The following is a 13,036-nucleotide window of genomic DNA, read 5'->3' on the forward strand; positions in this document are numbered from 1 at the left end:
TTCAAAAGTTTGAAATACTATTCTTAATAGTTGTATATTACAGGTATAGCATAACAAGCTTAAATTGTTTTTTCAACGCAAAAATCGAACTTTAATACTTTTTTAACATCTATATTTCGTATTTCAGTTCATTTTTGTTATAATCAAATTGCAATCATTCGTTAATGTTCGAATTATTATGAGGAGGCTAATATTTTATGAGTGCAAAGATTTTAGATGGCAAGCAAATTGCGAAAGATTATCGTCAAGGTTTACAAGATGAAGTAGAAAGATTGAAAGAACAAGGCTATACACCAAAACTTTCGGTTATTTTAGTTGGGAATGACGGTGCGAGCCAAAGTTATGTCCGTTCTAAAAAGAAAGCAGCTGAAAAAATCGGCATGATTTCAGAAGTGATTCATTTAGAGGAAAGTACTTCAGAAGCAGATGTTTTAAAAGAGTTAGATCGTTTGAACCAAGACGATTCAGTTAGTGGTATTTTAGTTCAAGTGCCACTCCCTGATCATGTAGATGAGCAAAAAGTGCTTGATGCGATTGATCCAGATAAAGATGTCGATGGTTTTCACCCTATCAATATCGGTCGCTTATACTTAGACAATGCACAATTAATTCCTTGTACCCCCCTTGGCGTGATGGAATTATTAAAGCACGCTGATATTGAACTTGAAGGAAAAAATGCAGTAGTCATCGGTCGCAGTCATATTGTTGGCCAACCTGTTGCGAAATTATTACTTCAACAAAATGCAACAGTGACAATTTTACACTCTCGCAGTCAAAATATTAGTGAACATTTAAAACAAGCTGATGTGATTGTTAGCGCAGTAGGTCGTCCAGGAATGGTGACGAAAGATGACGTGAAACCAGGTGCTGTTGTCATTGATGTCGGCAATACACCAGATGAAAATGGTAAGCTTAAAGGCGATGTCGAATACGATGAGGTGAAAGAAGTAGCTGGTGCAATTACACCTGTACCTGGGGGTGTAGGTCCAATGACAATCACAATGGTATTGAATAATACGTTAATCGCTGAAAAAATGCGTCGCGGTATCGAATAATGAGATGAAGGGATAAAAGACAACAATTTTTGATGCGATTGATGCAATGTTTTTGTACCCTAATTCATTCTCATTTTCCGATGAACAGTCAGGGGCTGGGACACAGACCTTCATATTCATTAAGAAAAAACCGTCAAAATTCATTTTTTAGAATTTGACGGCTTTTTTCTTAATTAGCGAACGAAAACTAGCACTTATTTTGGCCAGTTTCCGTATATTTACTGCCATGAGTGTTATGCCAAGTTCGCACTCAACATCGCTTTTTTAACGAACTAGGGGGGCTATGTCCTAGCCTCTGACAATCTCTTTTTTATACAGGTACACTTAAACGCGGTACAAACGTTTCGAAATGGACGCGCTCTTGTTCCACACCTAATGCTTGTAATGATTTAAGCATCGATTGTAAAAATGCTGTGCCACCACAAACGTAAACTTCTGTATTATCTGAAAGGTACGTTTTTAATTCGTCTGCTTCTAAATACCCTTCTCTGTCTCTCAAATGAATGTGTAAATGATTGTTTTTACCTGATGCAGTAATATGCTCAAGCTCAGGTACAAATGCCGCTGCTGTTTCAGTTGCCGCAACATGAATCATTTGTGCAGATACAGCATCACCTGCAACTTGACGATACATTGAGATGAGTGGCGTAATTCCTACACCTGAACCAAGGAATAATTGCGGACGCTCAGGATGATGGATTTTGAAACCACCCACCGGCGCAGATAAGTATAATGTGTCTCCTTCATGAACTTCATCATGTAATGCCGTTGATACTTCACCTTCATGTCCTTCATTCACGTCACGTTTAACGCCAAATGTTAAGAAATCTTTGCCACCATCAACAATGGAATAGTGTCGTTTCGCTTTGTACGGTAATTTTTCACTTTCGATATCGACTGTAATGTATTGTCCTGGTGTGAATTGACTTAAATCTTGTGTTTCAGAAGTGACTGTAAATGCCTTAATGTCAGGTGTTACTGTCTCAATTTTTGATACTTTAAATGGTTTAAAACCGTCCCAAGCCATGCCTTCATAGATTTCTTTTTCAACCATAATAAATGCGTCTGCAATTACGCCGTACGCTTTTGCCCAAGTTTGAATGATTGGGTGATTTTCATCAATACCTACGACCTCTTGAATCGCCGCTAGTAAATTTTCTCCTACAATAGGATAATGCTCTGGTAATACTTGTAACGCACAATGTTTATAGCCAATTTCTTTCACTACTGGCAAAATCGGTGTTAGATCTTCAATGTTCATCGCAGCAGCCAATACAGATTGAGCCAGTGCAGTAGATTGGAATCCTTTCTTCTGGTTCGTCTGATTAAACATGTTACGTAATTCAGGGTGTTGGTTAAACATGCGATGGTAAAAATTAGAAGTTATTGCTGTTCCTTTTTCTTTTAATACCGGTACTGTTTCTAAAATAATCCCTTTTTCTTCTTGCGTTAACATTGATCATCACTCCTGTTTAAAGTTTACATTTTATAGTTTATATGAATTGATATAGCGCGCGCTATTAATAAACCGTCTTTACATCAACGCTTTCAATCATTCAATAAACTTACAAATTTTTAATCATAATTCGGTCCATAGTAGGATAGCTTATTTTGCTCAAAAATGTATAATACTAATTAATCACACGACATCGAAATCATTGCGTTGAATGGAGGCCTTATTTTATGAACAAAATACTTCAATCTTTATCAGCACTGGGTGTATCAGCGACACTTGTTTCACCTAATCTTAATGCAGAGGCAACTACGAATACTGTTCCCTCTATCAAAGGTGTAGACGATTTAGTCATCAAAGTCGGCGAGGACTACAATCCTTGTGATGGTGTCAAAGCATATGATAAAGAAGACGGTGACTTGACTGATAAAATTAAGGTCAATGGACATATTGATACAACGAAACAAGGTATTTATACATTACAATATGAAGTCACTGATTCTGATGGTGCTATAGAAACGTCATCACGTACCATTAAAGTTGTAGACGCCCCACTTAACGAGTAGCTAACAATACAATTATTATAAATGCATAACGTTTTATCATATTTTGTCGCCAACTTGTCCATTGTTTTATCCTAAGCATCGAAACTGAATCCCATCATCATCCCACATAGTATATAGAGCAGAACTTACCTTTTCATCATCAGGCTCTATATACTATCGCACCCTACACTTTTATTTTACACTTTTTTTCACAAACTTTTATTAGTCAATTCCCTAAATTTCAATTCAAAATCCCCTCTGTCTAAGCCGTAAGAATTTTCTGTTAACAGACGTGAATTTTATTATTTCCCCCTTTTTTCTTCATTAATAAGTAAACATTGTGACATTTCACAAAATGTACACATAATTTTAATAAATGCCAAAAACGGCGCCATTCCTAGAGTGACAAGGCCTTCTACAATTTGATTTAATTGTTTTTTCAAAAAGCCACTTGTAAATATCCCATATTATTTTAAAATTAATGTAAGCCCTACAATTGTAGTATTAGGAGGTCAAAAAAAGTGTCAAAATTAAAGTCTTTGCTTCTTGCATTTGGAACATTGTTTTTGCTTGCGGGCTGTTCTGATGTAGAAGTTTTAAACGCAAAAGGGCCAATGGCCAGCGACCAAAGATTTTTGATTATCTATTCAATTATCTTTATGGTTGCCATTGTTGTAGTTGTACTTATTCTTTTCGCGATATTCACTTATAAATACCGCTATAATAATACACGCGAATCTGGTAAAGTACACCACAACGCACTTCTCGAAACAGTATGGTTCCTTATCCCTGTAATTATCTTAATTGCATTGATGATTCCAACTGTAAAAGCCTTATATCAATATGAGGAACCACCAAAGTCTGAAGATGACCCTATCGTCATTTATGCAGTAAGTGGTGGATACAAATGGTTCTTCGCTTATCCGGATGAAAAAATTGAGACGGTTAACCATCTTAAAATTCCAACTGATCGTCCAGTGACATTCAAACTTCAAGCGATGGATACAATGACAAGTTTCTGGGTTCCACAACTCGGCGGTCAAAAATACGCAATGACTGCGATGACTATGGAGTGGACTTATGAAGCACATGAAGAAGGTACATATCGTGGCCGTAACTCAAACTTCAACGGTGAAGGTTTCTCACGTCACACATTTAACGTTGAAGCTGTGAGCCAAAAAGAGTATGATGCTTGGGTTAAAGAAGCACAATCTAAGAAACAACTCGACCAAGATACATTCGATAAACAACTTCTTCCAATCACTGAAAATAAGGAATTAACTTTCAGTGGTACACATATGGCATTTGTTGATCCAGCAGCTGATCCAGAATATATTTTCTATGCTTATAAACGATTTAATTATGCACCAAAAGATCACAACTTCTATGATGATAAAAAAGGTGTCTTAAGCGAACCGAATAAGCCAGCACGTAAATCTCAAATTACGAATGCCAACTATGAACGCCATGGTATGAAAGCTGCAATTCTTAAAAATGATCAACCATTTGATAACGAATTCAAAAAAGAGCAAAAACATACTATGGATGAAATGGAATCAATGCATGAAGGTGCCAAAGACGCTGAGGCACACAAAGATCATAAAAGTGGAGGTGGACATTAATGATGGACTTTCCATGGAATGAGCTTATTGTAAAAGGTAACTGGATGATTACATTGGCTCAAATCAGTGCACCTTTCTTAGTTATCGGTGTCATTGCAGCCATTACTTACTTTAAGCTCTGGGGATATTTATATAAGGAATGGTTCATGTCAGTCGACCACAAAAAAATCGGTTTGATGTACTTAATCTGTGCGGTATTAATGTTCGTACGTGGTGGTATTGATGCAATTCTATTACGTATTCAATTAACAGTACCCGACAACCCATTCTTAGAGTCAAATCACTATAACGAAATTTTCTCAACGCACGGTGTCATCATGATTATTTTCATGGCAATGCCACTTGTAATCGGTCTAATGAACATCATTATCCCATTACAAATCGGTGCTCGTGACGTTGCTTTCCCAGTATTGAACAACATTAGCTTTTGGTTGTTCGTAGCGGGTATGCTTTTATTTAACCTTTCATTCATCGTGGGTGGTTCTCCAGCTGCAGGTTGGACAAACTATGCGCCGCTTGCCGGTGAATTCAGTCCTGGACCTGGTGTCAACTATTATTTAATTGCCATTCAGATTTCAGGTATTGGTACTTTAGCAACGGGTGTGAACTTCTTCGTAACAATCATCCGTCTAAAATCACCAAGTATGACATTTATGCAAATGCCAATGTTCGTTGTGACAACATTTATCACAATGTTAATCATCATCTTGGCATTCCCAGTGTTAACTGTAGCACTTGCATTAATGACTGCTGACAGAGTGTTTGATACTGCATTCTTCACAGTAGCTAATGGCGGTATGCCGATGTTATGGGCAAACTTCTTCTGGGTATGGGGGCACCCTGAAGTATACATCCTTGTCCTTCCAGCATTCGGTATTTATTCAGAAATTATTCCAACATTTGCACGTAAACGTTTATTTGGACACCAAAGTATGGTGTGGGCAACAGCTGGTATCGCATTCTTGAGTTTCTTAGTTTGGGTTCACCATTTCTATACAATGGGTAATGGTGCATTAGTTAACTCATTCTTCTCTATCACAACAATGTTGATCGCTGTGCCAACAGGTGTAAAAATCTTTAACTGGTTATTTACACTACACAAAGGACGTATTTCATTTGAATCGCCAATGTTATTCTCATTAGCGTTTATTCCTAACTTTACAATTGGTGGGGTTACCGGGGTTATGCTTGCGATGGCATCCGCAGACTTCCAATACCACAACACATATTTCTTAGTGGCACACTTCCACTATACAATTGTTGCCGGTGTTGTATTTGCATGTTTCGCAGCTATGATTTTCTGGTATCCAAAAGCTATGGGTTACAAATTGTTCGAAAAACCAAACAAATGGTTCTTCTGGATCTTCATGGTTGGTTTCAACGTGACATTCTTACCACAATTCATTTTAGGTCTTGATGGCATGCCACGTCGTTTATACACTTACATGCCAGAAGATGGTTGGTTCGTATTAAACGTGATTTCTTCAATCGGTGCTGCAATGATGTCGATTGCGTTCTTAATCTTTGTAGGTAACATTGTATACAGTCACCTCAAAGCACCACGTGAAGCAACTGGTGATAACTGGAACGGTTTAGGTCGTGGTTTAGAGTGGTCTACTGCATCTGCAATTCCACCTAAATACAACTTTGCAATTACACCTGATTGGGATGATATTGATACATTTGTTGAAATGAAAAAACAAGGTAGACACTATCTTGACAATCACAATTACAGCGACATTCACATGCCGAACGATACACACATCGGTTTCTGGATGGGTATCTTTTTCTTCATCGGTGGTTTCTTCTTAGTATTCGAAACATTATTACCTGCGATTCTTGCATTAGCTGGTATCTTCGGTTTAATGATTTGGAGAAGTTTCCAACAAGATCATGGTTACCACATCCCTGCAAGTGAAGTAGCTGAAACTGAAGCGCGCTTGAGAAAAGCTCGCCAAAAAGAAAGGGAGGCTATGAATCATGAGTCATAAAAATGTGAATACTATTGATGCTCGTACACATGAAGGCGATTTAAATAAACTCGGTTTCTGGATCTTCCTTACAGCTGAATTCGCACTTTTTGGTACACTTTTCGCAACATTGTTAACGCTCCAACATGGTGGTAGCTACGGTGGTATGTTAACAACTGATTTGTTTGAATTACCACTTGTTTTAATCATGACATTCCTACTTTTAGCAAGTTCTTACACTTGTGGTATTGCAATATACTACATGCGTAAAGAGAACAAGCAATTGTTATTAATTTGGATGATTATTACAATTATTTTAGGTATTGGATTCGTTGGCTTTGAGATTTTCGAATTTAGTCACTATGTGCATGAAGGTGCTACACCACAACTTGCATCTTATTGGTCAAGTTTCTTCATCCTTTTAGGAACGCACGGTGCCCACGTGACAGTTGGTATCTTCTGGATTATTTGTTTATTAATCCAAGTTGCCACTCGCGGACTTACAAAATATAATGCACCAAAATTATTCATTGTAAGTTTATACTGGCACTTCTTAGACGTTGTGTGGATCTTCATCTTCACTGCAGTGTATATGATAGGGATGGTGTATAGCGGATGAATACAATTGTAAAACATACAATAGGCTTTATCGCCTCAATCATTTTAACTTTACTCGCTGTTTTCGTGACTCTATATACATCATTGTCATTCCAAGCAAAAGTAACAATTATTTTCGGTTTTGCATTCATCCAAGCGTTTTTACAGCTCTTAATGTTCATGCACTTAACTGAAGGTAAAGATGGTCGTGTTCAACTTGCAAAAGTTATCTTCGCGATTATCATTACATTGATCACAGTTATCGGAACATACTGGGTAATGCAAGGCGGACATGGTTCACATATTTAATCCATGACGCAAAAAGCACTAACACATCGCGTGTTAGTGCTTTTTTATACCTATTTTAGTATGACACTTCTATTGCACTCCCCCTTTGTGGTATTGTCACATCTTTTTTCCTAAAACAATTTTAACAAGTTGAAGCGAACGTACACAGCCATTACTATAGATAAAAAAGGAGGTTTTACTATGCCCATTCCAATCATTATTGATACAGACCCTGGCATTGATGATGCAGCTGCCATCAGTTTGGCACTTCATCATCCACAACTTGACGTACAACTGATATCAACCGTACATGGTAACGTGCCACTCCAGCGCACAACGAGAAATGCCCAACAATTGATTGAACACTTTCATGCCCATGTACCTGTTGCATCAGGTGCAGCATCACCACTCGTTCAAAAGGCCGTCCACGCCCCTCATGTTCATGGTGAAAGCGGTATGGCGGGTTACACATTTGACGAACCGACTACCTCTCTCATGTCAAAGAATAGTGTAGAAGCGATGAAAGACCTACTTCTCCAATCGACGACACCGATAACATTAGTGCCAATTGGACCACTCACAAACATCGCATTACTTTTAAAAATGTATCCAGAAGTTCATACATATATACATCAGATCGTGCTTATGGGTGGTAGTGTCGGTAATGGCAATGTAAGTGTTGCGGCAGAATTTAACGTCTATGCCGACCCTGAAGCTGCACATATTGTCTTCAACTCAAACTTACCTATCGTGATGGCTGGTTTGGATATTGCGCGTGCATCTAACCTACCTCATGCATTATTGCCAAAGATTAAGGAAATGAATCACACCGGTCACATGTTGTATCATCTCTTCCAACATTATCGTGGTGAATCATTTTTAGATGGGTTAAACGTTTATGACGCTTATACAATAATGTATTTATGCTATCCTGAGTTATTTACAGTTCGCCCAGCTAAAGTAGACGTGGAGTTAAGTGGTAGCCATGCACGTGGCGCAACATTTGTTGACTTTAATGTGACAGACAGTTCAACACACGTGCTCATGGATATTCAAGCAGAAGCCTTTCAAACTGCTTTCCTTGATATGTTGAAATATTGCCCTTAAAATCGTTAAGCAAAAAGGAGTTTACTTTTCAATGTCCTCTGCTAATTCTATATGTACTGCCTTGCTACGTATGGACACATCCCCATTTTCACATGTACAGACACACCCATCAACAGTTCTACCTTATCTCAAAAAAACAGAGCGAGGTCATTCAATTTACCTTGCTCTGTCTTCTTATAGTTAAAATAAATTAAAAAGAGATGCTACTTTTTATAAGGTTACTTGAGTCGATGATATGACGTTGCTCTCTTTCCTTGCCTTTGTTCATGCAAAATTACCGAACGAACGAAACTCCCGAGGGATCAGCTGAACCGGAAAATCCACCAACGCTTCAACAAATGTAACAGTATAATCAAAGCGTTGGTTAGTTGTAGGTTCAGCCCCTGGGAAACGCGAGTCCAAGACGGCAATCGTATGCAAGCGACATGTTCAAAAAGGAAAGACGGCAATCGCATACAAGTGACATGTTCTTAAAGGAAAGAGTGTAAGTTCAGCAAAATATTAAGACGTCACATTAATCATTTTCTTGTTGTAACACTTTACCAGATTTGGCATCGAGTACTAATTCTTGTTCACCATTATCTGTCATCAATTCAATGTTGTAAACAAATTGACCGTCATCGTTATCTAATGACCATTTTTTCAAGTCACCTTTTTGTTGTTCTTGTGCTTTTTTCACTGCTTCTTTAAAATCAATGGCATCTCCGTAATTAATTGTTTTGTCGTTATCGTTGTCCATTTCTTTTTCTTTGTTTGTATTTAGCACTTTATTATCTTTGTCAGATACTTTGACTTCTGCTTCTTCATTATTGCTTCTTAAATCAATGTCATAAACCCATTGACCATTTTCTTTTTTATATTCCACTTGTTTCACGTCACCATCAAATGAAGATTTTGCTGTTTTAATGGCATCTTCAGGTGTTGTTTTTACGTCTTTAACATCAATCGTCTGTGTTTTAGTGTGTTGATTTGTGTTTTGATCATCATTGTCATCACGATCATTGTCGTGGCTATTTTGATTGTTATCAGTAGTCTGTTCCGTTTTTGTGTCGTTATCTGCGTTGTTCGTATTTTTTTGATCATCATCGTTACCACAAGCTGCTAGGACGATTCCTGATGCTAATAATAAAGATATGATTTTAAACTTCATATTTAAAAACCTCCAATATTAGTATTTATAATTGATATACCCAATTGAATGGATTTTAAGACATATTCATATCACATAAATCTCAATATCGGATAAAAGTTTGAGCTGTTTATTTCATTTGAGGCTGTATTTTCCCTATAAATGAAACGTTATCATCAAGTGTATTGTACACATTTAATAATTTTTGTTTTTCATTTTGCCAATTATAAATCATTTTCGCACGTCTCGTATTCGCACGGTAACGGTCATACAATTCAGGATGTTGTAATAAATGATTCACAGCAGCCGCAATATTTTGACTACTATGCGTATCTGTAGCGATTCCAACTTCATTTTCTTCTACGACACGTTTGATTTCAGGGAAGTCACAAGCAATGACCGGAACATGTGCCATGATATATTCAAACAATTTATTAGAACTCGCAGAATAATGATTAAAGCACACATTTTGCAGAACTTGGAAACCAACAAATGCTTCTCTAGTAATTTGCGGTAGCTTTTCAAATGGTACTTTATCTAAAAAGAAAATTCGATCTCGCTCTTCAGACTGTTGGGCCTGTGCTTTAAGTGTTTCTGTTAATTTGCCACCGCCCACAAACACGAGAACCCCTTCTTGAATCATCGGCATGGCTTCAATAAGTTTCTCCAGACCACGACCTTGTTGTAAGCCACCTTGATAGAGCAATATTTTTTCATTTTGATTGAGACCCAATTTTTCGTGCAAGTTGTAATAAGGTTGTTGTTCAATATCGTATAAAACAGAATAATTATATAATGGTTGCGGATAAAAGCCATAAAGGCACTCGTTATGTTGGGCGCGTGTATGATTTTCCACCATCATCGTATCAACAAATTGCAGTAAAAAACGTTCTATTTTCTTAATACGTTCAGGATTATACCCTGTCCGATCAGTTTGTACCTCGTGACTATCATACACTAATGGCTTAGGGTGGAGGCGCAATTTTGAACATACAATGCCTTGAGGTAAAGTGTTTAAATCATTCGAATGATAGATATCTGCTTTTTGCTGATACCCTTTAATAATCATACGTGCAATAATCGCACCATTCACGACCCATTTTCGTAATTTTTTTACTTTGAGTATCACCATTCCAGCAAGCAACATCGCTAAGTAACCGAGCATCAACTTTAAATTAATAAAAAATAATCCCGCTGCTATCGTAAATGAGACACCCCCGATTATAATTAAAAATCGCTTTCCATAATCAGCGTAGACTTGGATTAACATAGGATAGCGTTTGACACGATGCACTCGAAAATGAGGTTCTCGTTGTTCAAATGCTTCAATATCGGTGTTTTTCGGATCATTGATAGCAATTAAATCTACATCATATCCATCTTCGGCCAATGCTGTACACTCTCGATTGACCCGCGCATCATTGGTGAAATGGTTCCACACGAACATCGCTACTTTTTTCACTTCAGTATCTCCTCTTTATTATGGTTTTCCAGTCAAAAATATACTTACTAATAAATATTCAATTGTCTTTTCATAAATAAATTGACTAATTCCAAAGTTTTATCTTTAGGTAATGGATTATGTCCGGATTTCTTGTCATTATATAAAAGAAAGTTAATTTTAGAACTATCCAGTTGATATTTATCTAACATTCGGATAAAAGGAATTATATGATTTTCCATATCTTCATCACTTAAACGGTTTTGAACATAGAGTATTTCAGGTACACGATTACATTTTTTCATAAGGCTTGTGGAAGAGACGCGATTTGCATACATTTTATTAACCGCTTCAAATTCCATATCTTCAAAAACAACTTGATATGCATCCACTACATTCTTTTTCCTATATCGATGTACATAGGTTTGTGGATTGTTTACTATAGCACGTGAATGATTGTGAAGCGTGGCTAACAAAATAGATACAAATCCACCGCCTGAGCTCCCATAATACGTCACTTGATTATCCTCGACATTTAAAAGTTGACTCACTTTTTGACTAATTCGTGCGTAATCATTAACGTAGTGCCGCTCTTTGGTTCCTAACCCCCATCCTAAATTGACTTCACTGTCATGTATTGTGCGATCATCAATAAACAGACAATTTGCATCAAAATCATCTCTCCAACTGTTTCTTAAAAATACAGGCGGTTGAGATTTTTTGATATTAATCGCACCATTTGTATGAACAAGAAGACGCTGATTATTCGGTTTTATATTTATGAAAATGTAAAAGTCTATTTCGTCTACGATGAGTTTAACTTTTTGATTATTTGCTTTTAACAAATCCTCTTTAGTCATTGTGTCAAAATCTAATTTAATCATTGAGAATACCTACCATTTTCTATCCAAATAATTGAAAATACATTGCTACGAACCAACCTATCAAAGTGACACCAATCAATCCATGTGTCATTAGCGATACATCATTTTTTTGAGAAATAGTCACTTCGTCAAGATGACCCACTTGCTGTTGCTGTAATTTCTTTTTCTTGTATTCGACTTGTTCTGACTTAGGCATATGTTTAATTTTTTGAACTAATGCATTATAACGTTTGATCACAACATTGACATCATCATATACGACCATTTGACCGTAATGAATCCAAAGTGCTTTATCACACATCTTTCTAATTTGACTTGCAGAATGAGAAACAAAAAAGATTGTTTTTCCTTGCTTTTGAAATGCTTTCATTCTATCAATACACTTATTCGAAAACGTTTCATCACCGACAGATAATGCCTCATCGACAATTAAAATATCAGGATCGGTATGAATTGCAATAGAAAAACCTAATCTCGACTTCATCCCACTTGAATATGATTTAAGCGGTTGGTAAATGAATTCATCCAGTTCACTAAATTTAACTATTTCATCAAATTTGTCATTGATTTCTTTAGTAGACATCCCATGCATCATACATTTGTAGCGAATATTTTCTTCACCCGTAAAAGATGGGTTGAGTCCCGCACCAATTGCAATTAATGACGGTTTTCCATCTGTGTTTACTTTTCCATATGTTGGCATCACCACTTGTCCTAATATATTTGAGAGTGTCGACTTCCCAGAACCATTTAATCCAATAATCCCAACTGACGTACCTCGTTCCACTTTGAAGCTCACATCTTTCAATGCATAATAAGGTTTAAATTGATATGATTTTCCAAAAGTGAATAAAGAGAGTAATTTGTCTTTACGACTACGATTCAGATCATAAATTTTAGTGACATTTTCACATATCACATTATATTGTACTTCTGGCATACTAT

At 36.8% G+C, this 13,036-nt stretch carries 12 protein-coding genes; 7 read left to right on the top strand and 5 right to left on the bottom strand.

The genetic code is table 11. The annotated features are described in order from the left end of the window. Positions 1 to 197: 197 nt before the first annotated feature. Positions 198 to 1,055: a bifunctional methylenetetrahydrofolate dehydrogenase/methenyltetrahydrofolate cyclohydrolase FolD gene (gene folD, locus BJK46_RS08870; protein ID WP_014614281.1), complete on the top strand. Its 858-nt coding sequence runs from the start codon at positions 198 to 200 to the stop codon at positions 1,053 to 1,055. A 310-nt stretch (positions 1,056 to 1,365) separates the two neighbouring features. On the opposite strand, the gene BJK46_RS08875 is transcribed toward folD, so the two are convergent. After that, complete coding sequence (locus tag BJK46_RS08875) at positions 1,366 to 2,511, bottom strand: globin domain-containing protein (protein ID WP_014614282.1); 1,146 nt, start codon at positions 2,509 to 2,511, stop codon at positions 1,366 to 1,368. 227 nt (positions 2,512 to 2,738) lie between these two features. On the opposite strand from BJK46_RS08875, the gene BJK46_RS08880 reads away from it, so the two are divergent. The 6 genes from BJK46_RS08880 to rihC all read left to right on the top strand — a co-directional run bounded on the left by BJK46_RS08880 (position 2,739) and on the right by rihC (position 8,637). After that, positions 2,739 to 3,074 (top strand): DUF5011 domain-containing protein, encoded by a 336-nt coding sequence (locus tag BJK46_RS08880; protein WP_014614283.1) that lies wholly within the window; start codon positions 2,739 to 2,741, stop codon positions 3,072 to 3,074. A gap of 500 nt (positions 3,075 to 3,574) precedes the next feature. After that, the gene (qoxA, locus tag BJK46_RS08885) at positions 3,575 to 4,675 is read left to right on the top strand and encodes a cytochrome aa3 quinol oxidase subunit II (RefSeq protein ID WP_014614285.1); all 1,101 of its coding nucleotides are present in this window, start codon (positions 3,575 to 3,577) and stop codon (positions 4,673 to 4,675) included. A 2-nt stretch (positions 4,676 to 4,677) separates the two neighbouring features. Further along, positions 4,678 to 6,666: a cytochrome aa3 quinol oxidase subunit I gene (gene qoxB / locus BJK46_RS08890; protein WP_031253657.1), complete on the top strand. Its 1,989-nt coding sequence runs from the start codon at positions 4,678 to 4,680 to the stop codon at positions 6,664 to 6,666. After that, positions 6,656 to 7,264, top strand: coding sequence for a cytochrome aa3 quinol oxidase subunit III (qoxC, locus tag BJK46_RS08895; protein WP_014614287.1), 609 nt, complete (start codon positions 6,656 to 6,658; stop codon positions 7,262 to 7,264). Before qoxB ends, qoxC begins: the two co-directional genes overlap by 11 nt. Further along, the gene (gene qoxD, locus BJK46_RS08900) at positions 7,261 to 7,551 is read left to right on the top strand and encodes a cytochrome aa3 quinol oxidase subunit IV (protein WP_014614288.1); all 291 of its coding nucleotides are present in this window, start codon (positions 7,261 to 7,263) and stop codon (positions 7,549 to 7,551) included. The genes qoxC and qoxD overlap by 4 nt, the downstream gene beginning before the upstream one ends. Before the next feature lie 180 nt (positions 7,552 to 7,731). Continuing rightward, on the top strand, positions 7,732 to 8,637 hold the full coding sequence (gene rihC / locus BJK46_RS08905) for a ribonucleoside hydrolase RihC (protein ID WP_015728941.1): 906 nt from the start codon (positions 7,732 to 7,734) through the stop codon (positions 8,635 to 8,637). A gap of 514 nt (positions 8,638 to 9,151) precedes the next feature. Here rihC and BJK46_RS08910 read toward each other — a convergent pair. The 4 genes from BJK46_RS08910 to BJK46_RS08925 form a co-directional block, all read right to left on the bottom strand. Further along, the gene (locus BJK46_RS08910; protein ID WP_014614297.1) at positions 9,152 to 9,787 is read right to left on the bottom strand and encodes a PepSY domain-containing protein; all 636 of its coding nucleotides are present in this window, start codon (positions 9,785 to 9,787) and stop codon (positions 9,152 to 9,154) included. A 109-nt stretch (positions 9,788 to 9,896) separates the two neighbouring features. After that, positions 9,897 to 11,228, bottom strand: a complete 1,332-nt coding sequence (locus BJK46_RS08915) for a glycosyltransferase (RefSeq protein ID WP_063284637.1) — start codon at positions 11,226 to 11,228, stop codon at positions 9,897 to 9,899. Positions 11,229 to 11,275: 47 nt separating this feature from the next. After that, the gene (locus tag BJK46_RS08920) at positions 11,276 to 12,091 is read right to left on the bottom strand and encodes a glycosyl transferase (protein ID WP_103263706.1); all 816 of its coding nucleotides are present in this window, start codon (positions 12,089 to 12,091) and stop codon (positions 11,276 to 11,278) included. 19 nt (positions 12,092 to 12,110) lie between these two features. Then, complete coding sequence (locus BJK46_RS08925; RefSeq protein WP_100006656.1) at positions 12,111 to 13,031, bottom strand: ABC transporter ATP-binding protein; 921 nt, start codon at positions 13,029 to 13,031, stop codon at positions 12,111 to 12,113. Positions 13,032 to 13,036 lie beyond the last annotated feature (5 nt).

Source organism: Staphylococcus pseudintermedius (genome assembly GCF_001792775.2).
Taxonomy (GTDB): Bacteria; Bacillota; Bacilli; order Staphylococcales; family Staphylococcaceae; genus Staphylococcus; species Staphylococcus pseudintermedius.

Excerpts from the sequence above, each read along its gene's own strand:
- BJK46_RS08910 (WP_014614297.1), bottom strand. The coding sequence starts at position 9,787 with ATGAAGTTTAAAATCATATCTTTATTATTAGCATCAGGAATCGTCCTA.
- qoxD (WP_014614288.1), top strand. The coding sequence starts at position 7,261 with ATGAATACAATTGTAAAACATACAATAGGCTTTATCGCCTCAATCATT.
- folD (WP_014614281.1), top strand. The coding sequence starts at position 198 with ATGAGTGCAAAGATTTTAGATGGCAAGCAAATTGCGAAAGATTATCGT.
- BJK46_RS08920 (WP_103263706.1), bottom strand. The coding sequence starts at position 12,091 with ATGATTAAATTAGATTTTGACACAATGACTAAAGAGGATTTGTTAAAA.
- BJK46_RS08925 (WP_100006656.1), bottom strand. The coding sequence starts at position 13,031 with ATGCCAGAAGTACAATATAATGTGATATGTGAAAATGTCACTAAAATT.
- rihC (WP_015728941.1), top strand. The coding sequence starts at position 7,732 with ATGCCCATTCCAATCATTATTGATACAGACCCTGGCATTGATGATGCA.
- BJK46_RS08880 (WP_014614283.1), top strand. The coding sequence starts at position 2,739 with ATGAACAAAATACTTCAATCTTTATCAGCACTGGGTGTATCAGCGACA.
- qoxC (WP_014614287.1), top strand. The coding sequence starts at position 6,656 with ATGAGTCATAAAAATGTGAATACTATTGATGCTCGTACACATGAAGGC.
- BJK46_RS08875 (WP_014614282.1), bottom strand. The coding sequence starts at position 2,511 with ATGTTAACGCAAGAAGAAAAAGGGATTATTTTAGAAACAGTACCGGTA.
- qoxB (WP_031253657.1), top strand. The coding sequence starts at position 4,678 with ATGGACTTTCCATGGAATGAGCTTATTGTAAAAGGTAACTGGATGATT.